Origin of the sequence: Amycolatopsis sp. DSM 110486 (genome assembly GCF_019468465.1) — a bacterium.
GTDB lineage: Bacteria > Actinomycetota > Actinomycetes > Mycobacteriales > Pseudonocardiaceae > Amycolatopsis.
The window spans coordinates 9132137-9154027 of sequence record NZ_CP080519.1 but is presented as its reverse complement, the minus strand read 5'-3'; the positions used below and the strand labels follow the sequence as shown (position 1 = coordinate 9154027).

Genomic DNA, 21891 nt, shown 5'->3' with positions numbered 1-21891 from the left:
CCCGACTGGCACGCGGTCAACGGCCACGGGTCGGAGCGCACGCCGCTAGATGTAGTGCCCTGTGAGGTTGTTGACGCGGGTGATGGGTGGTTGGCCGCCGAGGGCGGTGTGGCTGCGGTGGTGGTTGTAGTGGTGGAGAAATCCGGGCAGTGCTTCGGCTCGGTGGTGTGAGTTGGTGAAGGGTTGGGCGTAGGCCCATTCTTCGGCGAGGGTGCGGTTGAAGCGTTCGGCTTTGCCGTTGGTTTGTGGTCGGTAGCGGCGGGTGAAGCGGGCTTGGGCGCCGATGTCGGTGAGGGCGTCGCGCCAGGCGTGGGAGCGGCGGTAGGCCAAGGCGTTGTCGGTCATGACGCGTTCGATCCGGTCGATGCCCATGTCGGCGAGTGCGCTGGCGGCACGGGTGAGGAATCCGGCGCAGGTGGTGGCGGTTTCGTCGGGGTGGATTTCGGCGTAGGCGATGCGGGTGTGGTCGTCGATGGCGCAGTGCACGTACTCGTAGCCGACGCGGGCTGCGTTGCGGGTGGCGCGGTGGATGTCGCTGTCGCGTCCGTGGGCGCGCCATCCGCCGCCTTCGCGCAGTCGGCCGAGTTTCTTGACGTCGACGTGGACGAGTTCGCCGGGGCGGTCGCGTTCGTAGCGGCGGATCGGCTGGCCGGTGGGGCGGTCCAGCCAGGCCAGTTTCGGCTGGTGGTGGCGGGTCAAGACTCGGTGCACGGTCGAGGCGTGCAGGTCGAGGATGCCGGCGATGCGGGCTGGGCCGAGCCGGCGGTCGTGGCGTAGCTGCAGGATCTGCCGCTCGGTCTGGGTATGGGTTCGCCGGGGTGAGTGATGCGGCCGGCTGGAACGGTCGGCCAGGCCGGCGTCACCGTCACGGGCGTAGCGGCGGACCCACTTGTAGCCCGTTGCGCGGGAAATGCCCAGCTCGGCGACGACGTGCGCGACCGGGCGGCCAGCCCGGACACGCTCGACCAGCAACCGACGCCCGTGCAGGGTCAGGCGAGCATTACGGTGGAACACGAAGACCTCCGTTGTGATCGGTGATGGCGTCAGACACCAACACCCCACACGGAGGTCTTCGTCATGATCAAGCCAACGCGCCGCTCAACCGTCAACAACGTCCATAGTCACTACAGCTAGAGGGCACGCAGTTAAAGAGCGGAGTGCAGTTCCGGCACCGCGGCACCGTCGACGCGGGCCGCGAGGTCCACCACGGTGTCGACGGTCGGCTCCAGCGCACAGTGCGCCCGTGCGTCGCGGAAGCACCGTTCGAGCACGGCGTCGCCGGGATAGGCCGAGGACAGTCGCAGCGCCGCCTCGGTGATGGCCGTGACGGCTTCCCCCGCGGACAGCCAGAGGTGGAAGAACTTCGCCAGGGCGTGGGCGGGGTCCCAGCTGTACGTCGCGAACGCGTCAGCGGCCAGCACCCGCACGGTCGAAGCCCGCAGGCGCATCCGCGCCAGCTCCGTGCGCGCCGCGCCGGTACCACCCGCGGCGACCCGCTCGATCGCCGCCTCCGCGAGCCCCAGCGCGACGACCGCGCCGAGACCGAGAAACCACGGCAGCGCCAGATCCAGCACCACCTCGGCGCCGTCACCGTCTCGTCCGAGGATCGTGTTTTCGGGCAGCTGCACGGGATCCGCACACACGGTGGTGGCCGCGGACGCCCGCAACCCCAGGCCGCCGCCCGAAGCGGGCACGAACAAGCCCGGCGCGTGACCGGGCACGAACCACAGCGTCGCGGCGCCCCGGCCTCTCGCCGGCCGGGTCGACCACACGTAGCTGTCGGCCTCGCCCGCCGCGATCACACCCGCCTTCCGGCCCGCCAGGTCGACGACCCCGCCGTGGGCACTGGCCACGCCGTCGGGCGCGAGCAGCCGGCTGCCCGGCGCCGCGTCGGACAGCGCCAGCGTGCTGAGGTGGCGGCCCGCGGCGAGGTCCGCGCGCACGGACTGGTCGGCGTGCGCCTCCAGCACCGCGACGGCCGCGAAGTGCGAACGCAGCACCGTGGCCGTGCTCGCGCACGAACGCGCCACCACCTCGACCACCCGCGCGGCTTCCGCCAGCCCGTGGCCACCGCCACCGAGGCGCCGCGACGCCGTCATCGCGAGCACACCCTTGCGACTCAACGCGGCCACCGCCGCGCGTGGGAACCGCGCGAGCCGGTCGGCCTCGGCCGCGGCCGGCGCGACGGTTGTGGCCACGGTTCGGGAGATTTCTTCGACAGAAGGCACCATTGCCCCCTTCGTTCGGGGTTTGCCGCAAGGAAAAGAGCGCGCGGGACCCGCCGTCCCGCACGTCCGCGGTGAAGGCGGCCGGGACGGGAGACGGCGGGTCCGAGGGAAGGCGGTCCGGGATCGCCCTCAGGTGTTCTGCACGTGCTGCCAGCCGAAGCGGCCCTTGATGCAGAGGTTTCCGTGGGTCACGGAGCTGTCGTGCGGGCTGGTGACCTTCACGATCTCGTTGTCCTGCACGTGCAGGGTGAGGTTGCAGCCGACCCCGCAGAACGTGCACACGGTCGTGGTTTCCGTCTGGGCGGACTCGTCCCAGGTGCCGTCCTCGCGTTTGTCGTGCTCGGCCTTGAAGCTGAGCGCGCCCGTGGGACAGACCTCGACGCAGTTTCCACAGTAGACACACGCGCTGTCGGGCAGCGGCGTCGAGAACTCCGTGGAGATCCGCGCACCGAACCCACGCCCGGCCACGGAGATCGCGAACGAGTTCTGCCACTGGTCACCGCACGCGTCCACGCACTTGTAGCACAGGATGCACTTGCCGTAGTCCCGCACGTAGAGCGCGTTGTCCACCTTGACCGGCTGACGCACGGTGGCCGCGGTGAGACCGTCGACGGGCTCGTGCTCGCCCGGCAGCGCGTCGTCGCGATCGTCGGAAGGCGGCGCCGGCGGGCCGAACCGCTCGGGGTCGGCGCCCGCCTCCGCCATCCATTCGGCGACGCCGGGCGTGGTCGACAGGTCCGTCGCCGACCCGAGCAGTTCCAGCACCACCTTGCGGCTGGTCCGCGTGCGCTCGGAATCCGTGTGCACGACCATGCCCGGCTCCGCCTTGCGCGAGCACGAAGGCACCAGGGTCCGCGAGCCCTCGACCTCCACCATGCACACGCGGCACGCGTTGGCGGGCTTGAGCGTGTCGCCGTAGCACAGCGTGGGGATCTCCTTCCCCACCGCCGAGCAGGCGTCGAGAATCGTGGCACCCTCGGGCACACTGACGGCCTGACCGTCCACAGTGAACTCGACGAGGCGCTTCGGCAGACCCAGTTCGACGATCGTCATGACTCCGCTCCGTCCAACGCACCCAGCCGCTCGACGGCCGACTCGATCGCGTTCCACGCCGTCTGCCCCAGCCCGCAGATCGACGAGTCCCGCATCACCTGCCCGACCTCCCGCAGCAGCGCCAGATCGTCCGCACCGGTACTCAGTTTGCGGCCGCCGACGATGCGGCTCACCGCCTCCTCCTGCCGGACCGTCCCGATCCGGCAGGGCACGCACTGCCCGCACGACTCGTCGCGGAAGAACGACGCGATGCGCAGCAGGAACCCGCCGAGGTCGGCTTTGTCGTCCAGCGCCAGGACGACGCCGGAGCCGAGCGTGGTGCCGGCGGCGCGCGCGTCCTCCATCGTCAGCGGCAGGTCGAGCTCGTCGGGCCGCACGAACCCGCCGGCCGCGCCGCCCAGCAGCACCGCCCGCAGCTCGCGGCCTTCCGGCACTCCCCCGGCCAGCTCCAGCAGCTCGCGCAGCGTGGTGCCGAACGGGACCTCGTACACGCCGGGCTTGCGCACGTTGCCGGACAGGCAGAACAGCTTGGGCCCAGCCGATTTCTCCGTGCCGATCTCCCGGTACGCCGCGTAGCCGGAGGTGAGGATCAGCGGCACGTTGACCAGCGTCTCGACGTTGTTCACCACCGTCGGCTTGCCGAACAGGCCCTGCTCGGTCGGGAACGGCGGCTTCGACCTCGGCTCCCCGCGGAAGCCCTCGATCGAGTTGAAGATCGCCGTTTCCTCGCCGCAGATGTAGGCACCGGCGCCGCGGCGGATCTCGATGTCGAACGAGAACCCCTCGTGGCCCATGATGTCGGTGCCGAGGAACCCGCGCTCGCGGGCGACGTCGATCGCGTTCTGCACGAGCCGGCGCGCCCGCGGGTACTCGCCTCGCAGGTACAGGTAGCCGAGGGTGGCGCCGGTCGCGAACCCGGCGATGGTCATCGCCTCGACCAGCGCGAACGGGTCGCCCTCCAGCAGCACGCGGTCCTTGAACGTGCCGGGCTCGCTCTCGTCCGCGTTGCACACCAGGTAGTGCGGCAGAGCGGGCTGGCGCGCGGCGCCCTCCCACTTGCGCCCGGTCGGGAAAGCGGCGCCGCCGCGGCCCATCAGCCCGGAGTCGGTGACCTCGCGGATCACGCCGTTCGGGCCGAGCTGCAACGCGTTGCGCAGCGCCGCGTAGCCGCCGGTGGCGCGGTAGTCGTCGAGGCTTTCCGGGTCGACAGCTCCGATCCGGTGCAGCAGCTTGAGCGACTCCCGATCCGTCTGGTGCAGCACCGGCGCGGCGCCCTCCTCCGTAGCCGGAGAGCGGCCAGCGGCGAGCACCACCTCCGCTCCGGTGGCGGGCGCGAGCAGCTCGCTGCCCGCCGGGTCGCCGGCCTCGAACGCCAGCGCCGCGGGCGCCTTCTCGCACACACCCAGGCACGGGCTGCGCAGCCACGTCACACCGCCGCGTGCCTTGCCCGCGGGGCCGACGTGCTCGGTGAGCGTGTCGCACACCGTGTCGGCCCCGTTGACCCGGCACGCGAGGTCGGTGCACACGTGCACCACGCGCTCCGGCCGCTCGGTGAGAGAGAACAGCGAGTAGAAGCTCGCCACGCCGTACGCGTCGGCCGGCGGCACGTGCAGCTGCTCGCAGATGTAGTTCAGCGCGCCCTGGCTGATCCAGCCCACGCGGTCGTTCACGGCGTGCAGCGCGGGCAGCAACTGGTCTCGCGCCGCACCCTCGGGCAACGCGTCCACGGCCGCGCGTTCTTCGAAGGTGGCCTTCGCGTCGAGGAACTGAAGATCCATGCCCGCCCCCTCAGCCCGCGACCGCGTCGAACTGTGTCTTCTGGGGCCGAGCCCCAGACCCCAGCCGGGGGGCAAGCCCCCCTGGACCCCCCGAAGACAATTTATCCACCCGGATAGCGGCAGCCTTGTACTCCGCCGTGCCCGCCACCGGATCCGTCGCCTCGATGGTGATCACGTTGACGTCGACCTCGTCCGGGAAGTGGAACGTCATGAACGCCAGGCCGGGGCGCAGCCCCTCGTCGATCCGCACCGGCGCGACGATCGCGCCTCGCCGCGAGGAAATCTGCACCATTTCATCCTCCACCACACCCAGCTGCGCGGCGTCGGCCGAGCACAGGTCGAGCGTCTCGCCGCGCCGGCGCGGCGACGGGAACCCGCCGGACTGCACACCGGTGTTGTACGAATCGAGCCGCCGGCCCGTGGTGAGCCGCAACGGGAACTCGTCGTCGAGCACGTCGACCGGCGGGCTGTGGCGCAGCACGGTGAACGGCGCCGGCCGGCCGCGCTCGGCCGGGTCCTCGGCCCACAGGCGGGCGTGCAGGAACGACGGCTCCAGTGTGTCCTCGCTGTAGCACGGCCACTGGATGCCGCCGAGCTCCTCGAGGCGCTCGTAGCTCATGCCGGTGTGGATCGGCGAGAGCGACCGCAGCTCGTCCCACACCTCACGGCCGTCGTCGCCGCTGTAGTGCCAGTCGTGCCCGAGGCGGCGGGCGAGCTCCGAGATCACCTCGATGTCGTCGCGCGCGCCGGCCGGCGGGTTCACCGCTTTGCGCACGCGCTGCACGCGCCGCTCGCTGTTGGTGAAGGTGCCGTCGCTCTCGCACCACGCGGCCGACGCGGGCAGCACCACGTCGGCGAGCTGCGCGGTCTTGGTGAGGAAGATGTCCTGCACCACCAGGTGCTCGATGTTCGACAGGCGCTTGATCGTGTGCTCGCAGTCGGCCTCGGACTGCACCGGGTTCTCCCCGATCACGTACACGCAGGTGATCAGGCCGTCCTCCATCGCCTCGAGCATCTGCGTGAGGTTCTTGCCCTTGTACGGCGGGATGTGCGAGCCCCACGCCTCGTCGAACTTCGCGCGCACGGCCGGGTCGAGGATGTCCTGGAACCCGGGCATCCGGTCCGGGATCGCGCCCATGTCGCCGCCGCCCTGCACGTTGTTCTGCCCGCGCAACGGGTTCAGCCCGGCGCCGTAGCGCCCGACCTGCCCGGCCAGCAGCGACAGGTTGATCAGCGACAGCACGTTGTCGGTGCCGTTGTGGTGTTCGGTGATGCCCAGCGTCCACGACATCTGCCCGCGGTCGGCGCGCGCGTAGGTGTGGGCCAGCTCCTTGATGAGCTCGGCCGGCACCTTCGTGACCTGCTCGGCGACCTCGAGCGTCCACGGCTCCACGGAGGCGGCGAACTCTTCGTAGCCCTCCGTGGCCCGCTCGATGAACGTGGTGTTGGCCAGTCCGGAGTGGATGATCTCCCGCGCGATCGCGTTGGCGAGCGGGATGTCGGTCCCGACCTCCAGCTGCAGCTGCCGGTGCGCCCACTTCGCCGTGCTCGTCTGGCGCGGGTCCACCACGAAGAGCTTCGCTCCCTTGTGGACGGCCTTGAGCACGTGCTGGAAGAAGATCGGGTGCGCCTCGCGCGGGTTGCCGCCCCAGATCACGATCACGTCGGAGTCTTCGATCTCCGCGTACGACGACGTGCCGCCACCGCTGTCGAACACCCGCGCCAGACCCGCCACGCTGGGCGCGTGGCAGGTCCGGTTGCACGAGTCGACGTTGTTCGTGCCCATCACCGCGCGGGTGAACTTCTGGGCCACATAGTTCATTTCGTTCGTGGACCGCGCGCAGGAGAACATGCCGAAGCCCTCGGGGCCCTTCGTATCCAGCGTGCGCCGGAACCCCGCGGCGGCGCGGTCGAGCGCCTCTTCCCACGTCGCCGGCCGCAGCACACCGGAGTCCCGCACCAGCGGCTCCGTCAGCCGGGTGTACGGCGTGGTGTCCTTCCTGCGCTTCATCTTCTGCCTCCAGGAGGTGGTGGGATGGGTGTCAGCCGACCGGCACGGCGGTGGCCGTCCGGTTCAGCAAGCCGATGGCCGCGTGCACGTGGCGCAGCGCGGGTGCGGGCACCCCGGTGAGCTCGGCCAGCTCGACGACGGCGCCGATGATGGCGTCGATCTCCAGCGGCTTGCCGGCCTCGAGGTCCTGCAGCATCGACGTCTTGTGGTGGCCGACGCGCCAGGCGCCGTCGATCCGCTTCTCCACGGAGACCTGGGGATCCGCCCCCGCGGCCCGGGCGATCGCGAGGGTCTCGGTCATCATCGTGGCCACGAGCTCGCGCGTGTCCTCGTGCTCGCACATCTGCGCCATCGTCGCCCGGGTCAGCGCGCTCAACGGGTTGAAGGCGACGTTGCCCATGAGCTTGACCCAGATGTCGTCGCGCAGGTTGGGCTCGACGGGCGCCTTGAGGCCGCCCTCGATCATCGCCTCGGACAGCGCGACGCAGCGGGGTGAGACCCCGCCCGCCGGCTCGCCGAGGGAGAACCGCGTGCCCTCGAGGTGCCGGATCACGCCCGGCTCCTCGATTACGGTGGAGCAGTAGACGACGCACCCGATGGCGCGCTCGACCGCCATCACCCGGCTGGTCTCGCCGTCCGGGTCGACGGTCTCGACCCGGTGGCCCTCCAGCGGATGTCCGGCCAGGCCGTGGAAGTACCACCACGGGATGCCGTTCTGCGCCGCGACGAGCGCGGTGTCCGGGCCCAGCAGTGGTTCGAGCAGCTCACCGCTGCTCGGGTAGGAATGGGCTTTGAGCCCGAGGAAAACGAAGTCGACCGGGCCGATCTCGGCCGGGTCGTCGGTGACGTGGGGACGCGCGGTGAAGTCTCCGCGGGGACTGAGCACCCGCACTCCGTGTTCGCGCATCGCCTCGAGGTGCGCCTTGCGCGCGACCAGATGGACCTCGGTGCCGCCTCGGTGCATAGCCGCACCCACGTAGGCGCCGATCGCGCCCGCGCCCAGAACAGCAACCCGCATGGTGTGCCTCCCGCTCGGTCGAACACAGCGATTGCATACAGTATCCCGAGACGCGCTCAGGCACCAGGATCCGGTGATGGAATTCGCCGATGACACCCGGCCGGAGCAGGCGGACCCGATACTGATTGTCATTTCACGCCCGTCCGATTGATCCACTTCGGGTGAGATCCAGGCCACAGAGTGAAGAGTTGGGATTTTGCATACCAAAACCTGTATTCTCGGATCAGCTCCACGAAATCCCGCGGTTTCCCCGCGTTCCCGCGGACCGCGTCTACTCAGACCAGAGGTGCCCCGTGACCCAGCCCGCCTCTCCCCTGCCCGAGCGCGGGCCCACCGGTCGGCGAACGGCCAAGGGGTCCCTCGCGGCGAAGTCCGCCCAGCGTGTGGAGCGGCCGGCGCCGCTGCGCCAGGTCGTGTACGACGCGCTGGCCGAGCTCATCATCAACCGCACGCTCGAGCCCGGGCAGCACCTCGTCGAGGCCGACTTGGCGGAGTACCTCGGCGTGAGCCGTCAGCCGGTACGCGAAGCGCTGCAGCGCCTGCAGACCGAGGGCTGGGTCGACCTGCGGCCCGCGCAGGGCGCGTTCGTGCACATGCCCACCGACGAGGAGGCCGACCAGCTGCTCGGTGTTCGCGCGGTGCTCGAGACCCACTCCGCCCGGCTGGCCGCCGCGTGCGCGACCGAGGCGGACGTGGCCCGGCTGTGGGAGCTGCAGAACGCCGGCCTCGAAGCCCTCGCCGCCGACGACAGCGAGGGCCTGGTCTCGGCCAACGCCGACCTGCACTCGTTCCTCACCGAGCTGACCGGCAACGCCGTGCTGGCCGAGCTGATCGGGCTCGTCGACCGCCGCGTGCGCTGGTACTACACGCCGATCGCCCGGCCCCGCGGCCACGACGCCTGGCACGAGCACGCCGAGCTGATCGAGGCCGTCGCGGCGCACGAGGTCGATAAGGCGGAGAAGATCATGGCCCACCACACGGAACGCACGCGCCGGGCGTTCCACGAGCGGCCCGAAGCAGCCCGGGAGTGAGGGGGCGGGCGTCAGCCGCCCCCTCACTCCCGGGCCCTGTACCGAAAACCCCGGCAGGCGTCAGCTGCCGGCGGTCCCGGCGGCCGGTGAGGCCTGTGCGACCACGCCGGTCTGCTCCGAGGCGGTCGGGCCGCTGCGGCGGCCCGGCTGGCGCAGGAACAGCACCATGAAGGCCGACAGCAACGCGATGCAACCGGCCAGGACGTAGGCACCGGTGTAGCCCCACGCCGCGATCACGCCCGCGGCGAGACCACCACCGCCGACACCGCCGATGAGCTTGGCGCTGTAGACGAGGCCGTAGTTCGTGGCGTTGTGGTTCTCACCGAAGTAGTCCGGCACGAGCGCGGCGAACAGCGGGTAGAACGCGCCACTGCCGAATCCGGTCAGGACCGCGAACACCATGAACCAGAACAGGCTGTGCGTGTTGCCCGACCACATCACGCCGAACTGCGCGACCGCCGCGATCACCAGGACCCAGAACAGGGTGGCCTTGCGGCCGATCCGGTCCGACGCCCAGCCGACCAGGCCGCGGCCGACGCCGTTGACGATCGCGAGGATGCCCGCCGAGGACGCCGCGACGAACGCACCGAAGTGGCTCTCCTCGGCGAACGGCACCTGGAAGTTGATGCCGAACAACGACACGCCGCCGATCACGATCAGCGTGACCCACATCAGCGGGAGCATGCCGGTCTTGATCGCCTCCATCGGCGTGAACTGCCGGACGGCGGGTGGGTTCTTCTCCAGGCTCTTGGCGCTGCCCGTCGCCTTTCCCTTCAGCCACGCGATGGGGTCGACCTCCGCGGGCCACCAGTTCTTCGGCGGGTCCTTGAACAGGAACCCGCAGATCCCGACGACCAGCAGCATGTAGAGGCCGATGGCGTCGAGCGTGATGGTCAGGTTCTCGTGGCCGAGGAAGGCGCTGAACAGGTAGATGAACGGCACCGAACCGTAGGCGAAGCCGCCGTTCACGAAGCCGGTGCGCGCACCGCGCTTCTCGGGGTACCACTTGCCGACCATGTTGATACAGGTGGCGTAGACCAGTCCTGCGCCGGTGCCGCCGAGCGCGGAGTACCCGATGAAGGCGAGCACCAGGTTCCCACTGTGCGCGATGGTGAAGTAGCCGATCCCGGAGAAGAGCGCGCCGAACAGCATGGCGGTCTTCGCCGAGACGATGTTCTTCTCGCGCAGCCGCCCGGCCGGGAACGCGACCCCGGCCTGGAACACGGCCCAGATGCTGGCCAGCCAGAACGCGTCCGACAGCGACCAGCCGTATTTGTCTTCGAGTGTGCCTTCGACGGCTCCCCAGCCGTACTCGAACACACTCACCGCCATCATGGCGACCCACGGCAGCCAGACCATGAATGCGCGTGAGCGGCCCATGATGTCTCTGGGACTCTCACCGATCCGGTACTTGCGTCCGTTGTCGTCGACGATCTCCTGGTACGTCGGTAAGGCTGCGGTCATGAGAGTTCTCTTTCGTCAACGTTGACTTCGGTTCCCTCTGAGTGGGGTGGCTCCTTGCCCCCCGCCGGGCGCGACCGCGCGCGCCCGGCGCTTCGTGCGTGTGCTCGTGTCCCCCGCTTGGCCGACGGCTAGGTGTCCGGCAAGATACGCCTCCTTCCCTCTCGCCGGAAGTGATCAGCCGAGCAGTCCGGCCGACCGCGCCCAGCGGTACTTGGCACCGAGCACCGCCACGGGCTTCTCGGTCGTGTACGGGTAGGCGACGATCCCGTTGGCGTAGAGGTGGTCGCTCGCCTGCTCCACCTCGACATCGCCCGAGAGCGACGCCACCACCGGCTTGTGGATCCCCTTGCGGCGGAACTCCTCGACCACGTCCACCACGAGCTCGGCGAACACCATCGGCGGCGTGACGATCGTGTGCCAGTAGCCGAGAATCAAGGAGTGGATGCGCTCGTCCGAAAGGCCGAGAGCGATCGTGTTCCGGTAGGTCGACGGCGGCTCGCCACCCGTGATGTCCACCGGGTTGCCGGCCGCGCCGAACGGCGGGATGAACTTCCGGAACGCCTCGTCGAGGTCGCCGGGGATCTCCATCAGCGACAGACCGTTGTCCACACAGGCGTCGGACAGCAGCACGCCCGAGCCGCCGGCACCGGTGATGATCACGACGTTCTCACCCTGCGGCGTGGGCAGCAGCGGGATGCCGCGGGCGTACTCGAGCATGTCGTTGAGCCCCGGGGCCCGGATCACGCCGCTCTGGCGCAGGATGTCGTCGTAGACCTTGTCGTTGCCGGCCAGCGCTCCGGTGTGCGAGCTCGCCGCCTTGGCGCCCTGGGAGGTGCGCCCGGCCTTGAGCACGACCACCGGCTTCTTCGCCGACACGCGCTTGGCGGTCTCGGCGAACGAGCGGCCGTCCTTGAGGTCTTCGAGGTGCATCGCGACGAGCTGGGTATTCTCGTCGTGCTCGAAGAAGGTGAGCAGGTCGTCCTCGTCGATGTCCGCCTTGTTGCCCACGCCCACGATGGACGACACACCCATGCCCGCCGAGCGGCTGAAGCCCAGGATCGCCATGCCGATGCCGCCGCTCTGCGAGGAGAGCGCGACACCGCCCTTGACGTCGTACGGCGTGCAGAACGTCGCCGACAGGTTTTCGGGTGTGTAGTAGTAGCCGTAGATGTTGGGGCCGAGGACGCGCACGCCGTGCTTGCGCGCGATCGCGACGACCTCGTTCTGCAGCTCGATGTTGCCGGTCTCGCCGAACCCGGACGGGATCAGGATCGCCCCGGCCACGCCCTTCGCCCCGGCCTCTTCCAGCGCGGCCGCCACGAACTTCGCCGGGATGGCGAACACCGCGACGTCCACGTCTCCGGGTACGTCGGAGATGCTCGCGTACGCCTTGCGGTCGAGGATCTCCGACGCCTTGGGGTTGATCGGGTAGATCTCGCCCGCGTAGCCGCCGTTGACGAGGTTCTTCATGACCGAGTTGCCGATCTTGCCGGCCTCGGCCGAAGCCCCGATCACCGCGATGGCGGCCGGCTTCATGATCCGGTTCATCGACGCGAGGATCTCCTCCTGCGTGAACCGCACCGGCTCCTTCGCCGCGTCCGGGTCGACCAGGATGCGCACGTCGACCGCGGTCGCGCCGTCGGCCGTGGCGAGCACCGGGTTGAGGTCGACCTCCGCGAGCTGCGGGAAGTCGCTGACCAGCTGCGAAAGGTTGTGGATGATGGCCGTCAGGGCCTTCTTGTCAACCGGCTCGCTGCCGCGCACGCCATTGAGCACCTCCGCCGCGGCAATACCGTCCACCATGGACAGTGCCTCGTCCTCGCTGGTCGGGGCCAGCCGGAAGGTCACGTCCTTGAGCACCTCGACGAGCACGCCGCCGAGGCCGAAGGCCACGATCTTGCCGAAGGTCTGGTCGGTGACCGACCCGATGATGACCTCCTGCCCCGTGGTCAGCATCTGCTGCACCTGCACGCCGATGATGCTCGCCTCGGCGTTGTAGGCCTTGGCGTTGGCCAGGATCGTGGCGTACCCGTCGGCCACCTGCTCGGCCGTGCGCAGGCCGACGAGCACGCCGCCGGCCTCGGTCTTGTGCAGGATGTCGGGCGACACGATCTTCAGCACCACCGGCAGGCCGATCTCCCGCGCCTGCGCCACGGCCTCGTCGGCCGAAGTCGCGAGACGCTCCTGCGGGGTGGGGATGTCGTAGGCCTCGCAGACCGCGCGGCCTTCAGGGGCGGTGAGCGACGACCGGCCCTCGGCCGCCGCCTGTGCCAGGATCTTCTCGACCGCTTCGCGGCCGGTTCCCGTGGTCATCCAGAATCTCCTTAGATCACGCCTGCGGTGCGCAGCCGCTCGAGGTCGTCGGTGGCGTAGCCGAGCTCGCTCAGCACCTCGCCGTTGTGCTCGCCCAGCAGCGGCGAACGGCCGATGTCCACCGGGGAGTCGGACAGCTTGAGCGGGCAGCCCACGGTCTTGAACTTCCCGCGCTCGGGGTGGTCGATCTCGACCACGGTGCCCAGCTCGGCCAGCGTCTCGTCCTCGATGAGCTCCTTCGTGGACAGGATCGGGCCGCACGGGATGTTGTGGGCGTTGAGCTTCTCCATGACCTCCCACTTGGTGTGGCGCTCGGTCCACTGCTCCACGAGCGCGAACACCTTGTCCAGTTTGGACAGCCGGGCCTCGGGCGTGGCCCACTCGGGGTCCTCGGCGAGCTCGGGCTGGCCCAGCAGCTCGGTGAGCGGCTGCCAGCCGACCGGCTGGATGATCACGTAGATGTAGTCGTTCGGGCCGCCGGGCGCGCACCGCACCGCCCAGCCGGGCTGGCCACCGCCGGAGGCGTTGCCCGAGCGCGGCACCTCGTCGCCGAACACGTCGTTGGGGTACTCGCCGAGCGGGCCGTGCGCCAGGCGCTGCTGGTCGCGCAGCTTGACGCGGCAGAGGTTGAGCACGGCGTCCTGCATGGCCACCTGCACCCGCTGCCCGCGGCCGGTGTTCGTGCGCTGGTAGAGCGCGGCGAGCATCGCGGCCACGAGGTGGATGCCGGTGCCGGAGTCGCCGATCTGCGCACCGGTCGCGGTGGGCGGGCCCTCCTCGAAGCCGGTGGTGCTCATCGAGCCGCCCATGGCCTGCGCGATGACCTCGTAGGCCTTGAAGTCGGCGTAGCGGCCCGGCCCGAAGCCCTTGATGGAGGCATAGATGAGGCCCTCGTTGATCTCCTGCAGCTTCTCCCAGGAGAAGCCGAAGCGGTCGACCACACCGGGACCGAAGTTCTCCACGAGGATGTCCACACCGGACACCAGCTTGGTGAAGATCTCCTTGCCCTCTTCGCTTTTCATGTTGAGCGTGATGCTGCGCTTGTTCCCGTTCAGCATCGTGAAGTAGAGACTGTCCACTCCGGGCAGGTCCCGCAGCTGGCCGCGCGTGATGTCACCGCGTCCCGGCGTCTCCACCTTGATCACGTCCGCGCCGAGCCAGGCGAGGATCTGGGTCGACGACGGTCCCGACTGGACATGGGTCATGTCGAGGACGCGGACGCCCTCAAGTGCCTTTCCCATTTTTCCTGCCTCCCGACTACTTGTACATCGTCTGGTTCATGGTTCCGGGGGCGTACGCGTCCGGGTCGACCCAGACGTTGATCAGCGACGGCTTGCCCGACTCGCGGGCGCGCTGCAGCGCCGGCGCGATGTCCTTGGGGTCGCGGACCTCTTCGCCGTAGCCGCCGAGCATGCGGGCGAACTGGTCGTAGGGGACGTCGCCCAGGGTGTTGCCGATGCGCTCGCGCGCCAGGCCGTACTTCTGCGCCTGGCCGTAGCGGATCTGGTTCATCGACGAGTTGTTGCCGACGATCCCGACGAACGGCAGGTTGAACCGCACCAGCGTCTCGAAGTCCCAGCCGGTGAGGGAGAACGCGCCGTCGCCGAAGAGCGCGACGACCTCCTTGTCCGGACGGGCGTGCTTGGCGGCCATCACGAACGGGATGCCGACGCCGAGGGTGCCGAGCGGGCCCGGGTCCATCCAGTGGCCCGGCGACTTCGGCTGCACGACCTGGCCGGAGAAGGTGACGATGTCGCCGCCGTCGCCGATGTAGATCGAGTCCTCGGTGAGGAACTCGTTGATCTCGTGCACGAGCCGGTACGGGTGGATCGGGTTCGCGTCGGAGTGCTGCTGCGGCAGGCGCTTCTCCTTCGCCTTCTCCTCCACGGTGCGCAGTTCTTCCAGCCACGGCTTGCGGGCCGGCGCGCCGTTGTCGACGCGGCCCGACGCGGCCTGCGACACCCCGGCGAGGATCTGGCCGGCGTCGCCGACGAGGCCGAGGTCGATGTCGCGGTTCTTGCCGACGGTCTTGTAGTCGAGGTCGATCTGCACCACCGTGGCCTCGGGCGAAAGCCGCTTGCCGTAGCCCATGCGGAAGTCGAACGGCGTCCCGACGATCACGATCACGTCGGCGTTGTCGAACGCGTAGCGGCGCGAGAGCTGGAAGTGGTGCGGGTCGCCCGGCGGCAGGGTGCCGCGGCCCGCGCCGTTCATGTACGCGGGGATGTTCAACGTGCGCACGAGTTCCGCCGCCGGCTCGGCCGCCCGGGTGGTCCAGACCTGGCTGCCGAGGAGGATCACCGGCTTCTTCGCGTGCACGAGCAGGTCGGCGAGGCGTTCGATGTCGGCCGGGTCGCCGGCGCTGCGGGTGGACGCGCGGTAGCGGCCCGCCTCGGGGATCCGTGCGGCCGACAGCGGCACGCGGGCGTCGAGCACGTCGCGCGGGATCTCCAGGAACGCCGGGCCGGGCGCGCCCGCCAAGGCTTCGCGGAACGCCATCGACACGAGGTCGGCCGCGCGGGCGGTCGAGGGCACGGTCGCGGCGAACTTGGTGATCGGGTTCATCATGTCCACGTGCGGGAGGTCCTGCAGTGAGCCCATCTTGTGCTGGCTCAGCGCGCCTTGACCGCCGATCAGCAGCATCGGGCTCTCCGCGCGCAGGGCGTTGGCCACACCCGTCACCGCGTCCGTGGTGCCCGGGCCCGCGGTGACGACCGCGCAGCCGGGCCGGCCGGTGATGCGCGCGTAACCGTCGGCCGCGTGCGCGGCGACCTGCTCGTGGCGTACGTCGATGACGTTGATGCCCTCGTCGACGCAGCCGTCGTAGATGTCGATGATGTGCCCGCCGCACAGCGTGAAGATCGTGTCGACGCCCTCCGCCTTGAGCGCCTTGGCCACCAGGTGCCCGCCGGAGATCGTGTCCGGAGCCGGCTGGCCGCCGTTCGTCGCAGGGGCGGCCCGGTCCTTGTCGACGTTCTGGCCGGTCGTGGTTGGCGCCATTGCTCAACTCCTCTGGTCTCACGCCGGACCTCTCTGATCCGGGCGCTCGTTCCGGTGCGCTCCCCGGTCTGCACTGCCGTCGGTCCACAGCCGCGGCGAGGGCATCCCTCCAGGTCAGCGGCACCTTCACCGAAAACTGTAGATTGCATACCGTATGAGGTAGGCATTAGAATTACTCTCCGAGCGACCCGCTGTCCAGGGCCATCCGCAGGTTTGTCCGGAGGTTTTTTTTCGCCGGAGCCGCTGCGGATGACGCCACGCCGGACGGCCCTTTTCCTCCCCAGTCCCGTTCGCGGCCCACCCGGGCCCGCCAGGAAGGACTCAGATGGATCTCTTCGAACACGAGGCGCGCGAGCTGTTCTCCTCGCACGGCGTACCGGTCCCCCGCGGCCGCGTCGCCACGAGCCCGGAAGAAGCGCGCGCGGCCGCCGTGGTGATCGGCGGCACCGTCGTGGTGAAGGCCCAGGTGAAGACCGGCGGCCGCGGTAAGGCCGGTGGCGTCAAGCTCGCGGCCACGCCGGACGACGCGGAACAGGTCGGCGACGACATCCTGGGCATGGACATCAAGGGCCACACCGTGCACAAGGTGCTGGTGACCGAGGCGAGCGAGATCGCCGAGGAGTACTACGTGTCCTACCTGCTCGACCGCGCGGAGCGGACGTTCCTCGCCATGGCGTCGGTGGCCGGCGGCATGGAGATCGAAGAGGTCGCGGCGACCCGGCCCGAGGCGCTGGCCAAGGTGCCGGTCGACGCGCTGACGGGCGTGGACCGCGCCAAGGCGGCCGAGATCGTCGCCGCGGCGCAGTTCCCGGCCGAGGTGGCCGACGACATCGCCGACGCGCTGGTGCGGCTGTGGGAGGTCTTCGTCGCCGAAGACGCCACCCTCGTCGAGGTCAACCCGTTGGCCCGCACCAAGGGCGGCGCGGTGATCGCGCTCGACGGCAAGGTCACGCTCGACGCCAACGCCGAGTTCCGCCACACCGACCACGCGGCGTTCGCCGACCCGGACGCCGGTGACCCGCTGGAGCGCGAAGCCGCCGAGCAGGGGCTCAACTACGTGAAGCTCGACGGCGACATCGGCGTGATCGGCAACGGCGCCGGCCTGGTGATGTCCACATTGGACGTCGTCGCGGCCGCGGCCGCCGAGCTGGGCGCGCGAGGACCGGCGAACTTCCTCGACATCGGCGGCGGCGCGTCGGCCGGGATCATGTCGGCCGGGCTCGGCGTGATCCTCGGCGACCCCGACGTGCGCAGCGTCTTCGTGAACGTCTTTGGCGGCATCACCGCGTGCGACGCCGTGGCCGACGGCATCGTGCAGGCGCTGGGGATCCTCGGCGACCGCGCGACGAAACCGCTCGTCGTGCGCCTCGACGGCAACAACGTGGCCGAGGGACGGCGCATCCTCGCGGAAGCCGGCCACCCGCTCGTGACCGTGGTGGAGACCATGGACGACGCCGCCCGCGAGGCGGCCAAGCTCGCGACCGTTACTGCTAGCGCGGAGGCCTGAGAAGTGGCGATCTTCCTGGACGAGAACAGCCGTGTCGTCGTGTCGGGCATGACCGGCGCCGAGGGCATGAAGCACACCAAGCGGATGCTCGCCGCGGGCACGAACGTGGTCGGCGGCGTGAACCCGCGCAAGGCCGGCCAGAAGGTGGCGGTCGGCGAGCACGAGCTGCCCGTGTTCGGCAGCGTCGCCGACGCGATGGCCGAGACCGGCGCCGACGTGGTGGTGCTGTTCGTGCCGCCGCCGTTCGTGAAGGACGCGGTCATCGAGGCCGTCGATGCCGAGATCGGCCTGGCCGTGGTCATCACCGAGGGAGTGCCGGTGCACGACTCGGCGGTGTTCTGGGCGCACGCCGTGGCCAAGGGCGGCAAGACGCGGATCATCGGCCCCAACTGCCCTGGCATCGTCTCCCCCGGCCTGTCCAACGCCGGCATCATCCCGGCCGACATCACGGGGCCCGGCCGCATCGGGCTGGTGTCGAAGTCGGGCACGCTCACCTACCAGCTCATGCACGAACTGCGCGACATCGGCTTCTCCACCTGCGTCGGCATCGGCGGCGACCCGGTGATCGGGACTACGCACATCGACGCGGTCGAGGCCTTCGAGAAGGACCCGGAGACCGACGTGATCGTGCTGATCGGCGAGATCGGCGGCGACGCCGAAGAACGCGCGGCCGCCTTCGTGAAGGCGAACGTGAGCAAGCCCGTCGTCGGCTACGTCGCCGGGTTCACCGCGCCGGAGGGCAAGACGATGGGCCACGCCGGCGCGATCGTCTCCGGCTCCGCGGGCACGGCCGTCGCGAAGAAGGCGGCGCTGGAGGCGGCGGGCATCCGTGTCGGCCGGACCCCGAGCGAGACCGCGCGGCTGGTGCGCGAGGTCCTCGCGGGAACGCCGTAGCCGTGGGCGAGATCGACGCGCTGGTCGCCAACGCCGGGCGCTACCACCGCGGCCTCGACCACACCCGGCTGGTGAAGCGGCCACGCCGGCGCGTGGCGGTGGTGGCGTGCATGGACGCGCGGATCAGCGTGTACCGGTTGCTGGGCCTGGAAGAGGGCGACGCGCACGTGATCCGCAACGCCGGCGGCGCCGTGACCGACGACGCGATCCGGTCCCTGGCGGTGAGCCAGCGGCTGCTGGGTACCCGGGAGATCATCCTCGTCCACCACGAGGACTGCGGCATGCGAACCTTCACGGACACGGAGTTCGCCCGCCAGGTCGAGCAGGGCACCGGGATCCGGCCGCCCTGGTCGGCCGAGGCGTTCACCGACGCCGAGCAGGACGTGCGCCAGTGCCTGCGCCGCGTGCGCAGCAGTCCGTTCCTGCCGCACACCGCGTCCGTGCGAGGGTTCGTGTACGACGAGCGGACCGGGGCGATGACCGAGGTCGGCGCCGCGGGCCGGCCGGACTAGGAGGTACGCCATGCACCGGGGATGGGCCGAGGCCCGCCGGATCGCCCGCGACGCGGTGAAGCCGCTCGAGGCGGTGGAGCTGCCGTTGGGCGAAGCGCTGGGCCGGGCGCTGGCGAGCCCGGTCCGTGCCCTGGTGCCGATGCCGGCGTACGACAACTCGGCGATGGACGGGTACGCCGTCGCCGGGCCGGGACCGTGGACCGTGGTGGGCGCGGTCCGGGCCGGCGGCGCGCCGTACGCCGGGGTGCTGGCCCACGGCACGGCGCTCGAGATCGCCACGGGCGCGCCGGTCCCGACCGGCACGAGGGCGGTGCTGCCGGTGGAGCACGCCGTCCACAGTGGACGGCGGGTGAGCGGCACCGTGGTGACCGGCAAGCACGTCCGCCGCCGGGGTGAGGACTGTCCCGAGGGCGAGGAGCTGCTCACCACGTCGACCACCGTGACGGCCGCGGTGCTCGGCGCGGCGGCGGCCGTCGGGCACGACACGCTGCTGGTGCACCGCCGGCCGCGCATGTCGGTGGTCGTGACCGGCGACGAGGTCCAGACCTCGGGCCTGCCGGAGCCGGGTCGCGTGCGTGACGCGATCGGGCCGCTGCTGCCCGGCCTGCTGCGCGCCGCGGGTGCCGACGAGCACGGCCTTGTCCGGCTCGCCGACCAGCCCGACGCCCTCACCGCGGCGCTGACCGACAACGACGCCGACGTGGTGGTCGTCTGCGGCGCCACCTCGAAGGGACCGGCCGACCACCTGCGAGGGGTGCTGCGCGCGCTGCTCGCCGACGTGCGCGTGGACGGCGTCGCGGTCCGGCCCGGGCACCCGCAGCTGCTGGCGGTGCTGCCCGACGGCCGGTGCGTGGTCGGGCTGCCGGGCAACCCGTTCGCGGCACTCGGGGCCGGGTTGACGCTGCTCATGCCGTTGCTGACCGAGCTCGGCGGGCACCGCGAGCCGGCGCCCGTCACGGCGTGGGCCGCCGAACCCCTGCCGGCGCACCCGAGCGACACCCGGCTCGTGCCCGTCGTGCGCTCGGGCGGCGACGTCACCCCGGTGGGCCACGACCGGCCCGGTTCGCTGTGGGGCGCGGCGCTCGCCGACGCCCTCGCCGTGGTGCCGCCGGGCTGGCGGGGCGGTGACGTCGAACTGCTGTCCCTGCCCTGACCGCGACGAAGAGGAGGACGGATGGACCTGCGGCAGCTGGAGATCGTCGTCGCGGTCGCCGAGGAGGGCGGGTTCACCGCCGCGGCGCACCGCCTGCACACCGTGCAGTCGACGGTGTCCACGGTGGTGCGCGCGCTCGAACGCGACCTCGGCACCTCGCTGTTCGAGCGCACCACCCACCGCGTCGCGCTCACGCCGGCGGGACGGGCGTTCCTGCCCGCCGCGCGCGCCGCGCTGAAGGCGGCCGAACACGCCCGGGCGACCGTGGACGGGGCGCGCTGGAAACTCGACGGCCGCGTGCGGATCGGGGTGATGCCCGGCGCGTGGCCCGACCCGCACCGCGCCCTGGCGGCGCTGCGCCGGGAGCACCCCGGGGTGCAGGTGCAGGTCCTCCTGGTCCCGCCGCGGCAGCTGCGCTCGGCCGTGCACGAGTCCAGTGTGGACGCTCTCGTCGCCGTGGAGGACTGCGTGGCCGGTGACGGTCTGGTCAGCCGGCCGCTGCGGCGCGAGGCCATGGTGCTGGTGACTCCCGCGGGCGATCGCGGCGGTGACCGGCCGGTCACCGCCGCCGACGCGGCCGCGGCGGCGGTCGTCGACTTCGCTCCGGGCTGGGCCAACCGCGAGGCGACCGACCGCGCGTTCCACACCGCGCAGGTGCGTCGCACCGTGGCCCACGAGGTCACCGACGTCGCCGCCGCGGCGGAGCTCGTCCGCCACGACCTCGGCGCGTGCATCCTGCCCGCGTCCGTGGCCGCGCGGTTCGCCGATCTCACTTCGCGGCCCTTCTCCCGCGGCGGCCCGACCTGGCACATCACCGTGACCCGTCCGGCGGGTGATCCCCCGCCTGCGGTGGCGGCCGTGCTGCGGCACCTGACCTGACGCCGCAAGACCTTTCCCCGGTCTCGGGCGTGCGCCATGATGAGATGTGCTGCTACGCCAACTGGAGTACCTCGTCGCGCTCGCGCGAGAACGCCATTTCGCCCGCGCCGCCGACGCCTGTCACGTCTCGCAGCCCTCACTGTCGGCCGCGATCCGCAAGCTGGAGCACGAGCTGGGCGCGCCGATCGTGCGCCGCGGCCGGCGGTTCGAGGGCCTGACGCCAGAAGGCGAGCGTGTGCTGCTGTGGGCGCACCGGATCCTCGCCGAGTGCGACGGCCTGCGCCAGGATCTCTCCACGATGCGCAGCAGCCTCTCGGGTGTCCTGCGCGTCGGCACGATCCCGACATCGCTCACCGCCGCGACGCTGCTCACGACCCCGTTCTGCGAACGCCACCCGCACGCCCGCGTGACGCTGGAATCCCTTCCGTCACGGGAGATCACGCGCCGGCTCGCCGAGTACGAACTGGACATCGCCCTGACCTATGTGGACGATGAGGAGCTCGGCGCCGTCCGCACCTACCCGCTCTACGAGGAGCGCTACCTGCTCCTGACACCGCGCGACGGTGAGCTCGCCGGGCGCGAGCGCGTCCGCTGGGCCGAGGTCGCGACCGTGCCGCTGTGCCTGCTCGGGCAGCAGATGCGCAACCGGCGCATCCTCGACGGGCTCTTCGCCGAGGCCGGCGCGTCGGTCGTCCCGGCGATCGAGACCGACACCGTGTCGGGGCTCTACGCCCACGTCGCCTCGCGGCGCTGGTCGAGCGTGATCTCCCACGCGTGGCTGCACATGTTCGGCGTGCCGCCGGGCATGCGTGTGGTGCCGCTGGAAAACCCCGCCCAGCCGCCGCAGATCGGGCTGGTGATGGCCGACCGGGGCCCGGAGCCCATCCTCGCCCGCGCCCTGCTCGAGGTGACGCCGCGGGTCGACGTCCGGGGAGTGCTGGAGCGCGTCCTCGCGGGTTTCCTCGCGCCCGCGCGATAGCCGGGGCCTATGTCGGCATAGGCACTGACGCTTTGACCCCTCCCGGGCAGCGGAGGAAGCTGAAAGTCGTT

General features: G+C 70.8%; 17 protein-coding genes. 7 read left to right on the top strand and 10 right to left on the bottom strand.

Features of this window, described 5'->3' with window-relative positions:
• Positions 1 to 45 precede the first annotated feature (45 nt).
• From K1T34_RS44225 to K1T34_RS44200, 6 genes are all read right to left on the bottom strand, one after another.
• Entirely contained in the window at positions 46 to 1014 is a 969-nt protein-coding gene (locus K1T34_RS44225) for an IS481 family transposase (protein WP_220240596.1), read from the bottom strand.
• 131 nt (positions 1015 to 1145) lie between these two features.
• Positions 1146 to 2231 (bottom strand): acyl-CoA dehydrogenase family protein, encoded by a 1086-nt coding sequence (locus K1T34_RS44220; protein WP_255638014.1) that lies wholly within the window; start codon positions 2229 to 2231, stop codon positions 1146 to 1148.
• Between the two features lie 126 nt (positions 2232 to 2357).
• Positions 2358 to 3281 carry a 2Fe-2S iron-sulfur cluster-binding protein gene (locus K1T34_RS44215; protein WP_220240594.1) on the bottom strand — a complete coding sequence of 308 codons (924 nt, stop codon included), beginning with the start codon at positions 3279 to 3281 and terminating at the stop codon, positions 2358 to 2360.
• Positions 3278 to 5059, bottom strand: a complete 1782-nt coding sequence (locus K1T34_RS44210; protein WP_220240593.1) for an NAD(P)H-dependent oxidoreductase subunit E — start codon at positions 5057 to 5059, stop codon at positions 3278 to 3280. The genes K1T34_RS44215 and K1T34_RS44210 overlap by 4 nt, the downstream gene beginning before the upstream one ends.
• 10 nt (positions 5060 to 5069) lie before the next feature.
• Complete coding sequence (locus K1T34_RS44205) at positions 5070 to 7070, bottom strand: molybdopterin oxidoreductase family protein (RefSeq protein ID WP_220240592.1); 2001 nt, start codon at positions 7068 to 7070, stop codon at positions 5070 to 5072.
• A 31-nt stretch (positions 7071 to 7101) separates the two neighbouring features.
• Positions 7102 to 8088, bottom strand: coding sequence for a 2-dehydropantoate 2-reductase (locus K1T34_RS44200; RefSeq protein WP_220240591.1), 987 nt, complete (start codon positions 8086 to 8088; stop codon positions 7102 to 7104).
• 293 nt (positions 8089 to 8381) lie between these two features.
• Between K1T34_RS44200 and K1T34_RS44195 the strand changes: the two genes are divergently transcribed.
• Positions 8382 to 9119 carry a GntR family transcriptional regulator gene (locus K1T34_RS44195; RefSeq protein WP_220240590.1) on the top strand — a complete coding sequence of 246 codons (738 nt, stop codon included), beginning with the start codon at positions 8382 to 8384 and terminating at the stop codon, positions 9117 to 9119.
• A gap of 60 nt (positions 9120 to 9179) precedes the next feature.
• On the opposite strand, the gene K1T34_RS44190 is transcribed toward K1T34_RS44195, so the two are convergent.
• From K1T34_RS44190 to K1T34_RS44175, 4 genes are all read right to left on the bottom strand, one after another.
• On the bottom strand, positions 9180 to 10583 hold the full coding sequence (locus tag K1T34_RS44190) for an OFA family MFS transporter (RefSeq protein ID WP_220240589.1): 1404 nt from the start codon (positions 10581 to 10583) through the stop codon (positions 9180 to 9182).
• Between the two features lie 174 nt (positions 10584 to 10757).
• The gene (locus K1T34_RS44185) at positions 10758 to 12896 is read right to left on the bottom strand and encodes an acetate--CoA ligase family protein (protein WP_220240588.1); all 2139 of its coding nucleotides are present in this window, start codon (positions 12894 to 12896) and stop codon (positions 10758 to 10760) included.
• A gap of 11 nt (positions 12897 to 12907) precedes the next feature.
• Positions 12908 to 14137 carry a formyl-CoA transferase gene (gene frc, locus K1T34_RS44180; RefSeq protein WP_220240587.1) on the bottom strand — a complete coding sequence of 410 codons (1230 nt, stop codon included), beginning with the start codon at positions 14135 to 14137 and terminating at the stop codon, positions 12908 to 12910.
• Between the two features lie 16 nt (positions 14138 to 14153).
• The gene (locus K1T34_RS44175) at positions 14154 to 15896 is read right to left on the bottom strand and encodes a thiamine pyrophosphate-binding protein (RefSeq protein ID WP_220240586.1); all 1743 of its coding nucleotides are present in this window, start codon (positions 15894 to 15896) and stop codon (positions 14154 to 14156) included.
• A gap of 325 nt (positions 15897 to 16221) precedes the next feature.
• On the opposite strand from K1T34_RS44175, the gene sucC reads away from it, so the two are divergent.
• Genes sucC through K1T34_RS44145 form a run of 6 tightly spaced genes read left to right on the top strand, consistent with a single transcriptional unit; the run spans position 16222 to position 21820 of the window.
• On the top strand, positions 16222 to 17403 hold the full coding sequence (sucC, locus tag K1T34_RS44170) for an ADP-forming succinate--CoA ligase subunit beta (protein ID WP_220240585.1): 1182 nt from the start codon (positions 16222 to 16224) through the stop codon (positions 17401 to 17403).
• A gap of 3 nt (positions 17404 to 17406) precedes the next feature.
• A complete protein-coding gene (gene sucD / locus K1T34_RS44165) occupies positions 17407 to 18297 on the top strand; it encodes a succinate--CoA ligase subunit alpha (RefSeq protein ID WP_220240584.1) in 891 nt (296 codons plus the stop codon).
• A 2-nt stretch (positions 18298 to 18299) separates the two neighbouring features.
• On the top strand, positions 18300 to 18809 hold the full coding sequence (locus K1T34_RS44160) for a carbonic anhydrase (protein WP_304504299.1): 510 nt from the start codon (positions 18300 to 18302) through the stop codon (positions 18807 to 18809).
• Between the two features lie 10 nt (positions 18810 to 18819).
• Positions 18820 to 19962 carry a molybdopterin molybdotransferase MoeA gene (locus tag K1T34_RS44155; RefSeq protein WP_220240583.1) on the top strand — a complete coding sequence of 381 codons (1143 nt, stop codon included), beginning with the start codon at positions 18820 to 18822 and terminating at the stop codon, positions 19960 to 19962.
• A gap of 21 nt (positions 19963 to 19983) precedes the next feature.
• Positions 19984 to 20841 carry a LysR family transcriptional regulator gene (locus K1T34_RS44150; protein ID WP_220240582.1) on the top strand — a complete coding sequence of 286 codons (858 nt, stop codon included), beginning with the start codon at positions 19984 to 19986 and terminating at the stop codon, positions 20839 to 20841.
• A 46-nt stretch (positions 20842 to 20887) separates the two neighbouring features.
• Positions 20888 to 21820 (top strand): LysR family transcriptional regulator, encoded by a 933-nt coding sequence (locus K1T34_RS44145; RefSeq protein ID WP_220240581.1) that lies wholly within the window; start codon positions 20888 to 20890, stop codon positions 21818 to 21820.
• Positions 21821 to 21891 lie beyond the last annotated feature (71 nt).

Bases quoted from the DNA above. Each gene is read 5' to 3' on its own strand.
- K1T34_RS44220 (WP_255638014.1), bottom strand. From the start codon at position 2,231: ATGGTGCCTTCTGTCGAAGAAATCTCCCGAACCGTGGCCACAACCGTC.
- K1T34_RS44215 (WP_220240594.1), bottom strand. From the start codon at position 3,281: ATGACGATCGTCGAACTGGGTCTGCCGAAGCGCCTCGTCGAGTTCACT.
- K1T34_RS44210 (WP_220240593.1), bottom strand. From the start codon at position 5,059: ATGGATCTTCAGTTCCTCGACGCGAAGGCCACCTTCGAAGAACGCGCG.
- K1T34_RS44205 (WP_220240592.1), bottom strand. From the start codon at position 7,070: ATGAAGCGCAGGAAGGACACCACGCCGTACACCCGGCTGACGGAGCCG.
- K1T34_RS44200 (WP_220240591.1), bottom strand. From the start codon at position 8,088: ATGCGGGTTGCTGTTCTGGGCGCGGGCGCGATCGGCGCCTACGTGGGT.
- K1T34_RS44190 (WP_220240589.1), bottom strand. From the start codon at position 10,583: ATGACCGCAGCCTTACCGACGTACCAGGAGATCGTCGACGACAACGGA.
- K1T34_RS44185 (WP_220240588.1), bottom strand. From the start codon at position 12,896: ATGACCACGGGAACCGGCCGCGAAGCGGTCGAGAAGATCCTGGCACAG.
- frc (WP_220240587.1), bottom strand. From the start codon at position 14,137: ATGGGAAAGGCACTTGAGGGCGTCCGCGTCCTCGACATGACCCATGTC.
- K1T34_RS44175 (WP_220240586.1), bottom strand. From the start codon at position 15,896: ATGGCGCCAACCACGACCGGCCAGAACGTCGACAAGGACCGGGCCGCC.
- sucC (WP_220240585.1), top strand. From the start codon at position 16,222: ATGGATCTCTTCGAACACGAGGCGCGCGAGCTGTTCTCCTCGCACGGC.
- K1T34_RS44155 (WP_220240583.1), top strand. From the start codon at position 18,820: ATGCACCGGGGATGGGCCGAGGCCCGCCGGATCGCCCGCGACGCGGTG.
- K1T34_RS44150 (WP_220240582.1), top strand. From the start codon at position 19,984: ATGGACCTGCGGCAGCTGGAGATCGTCGTCGCGGTCGCCGAGGAGGGC.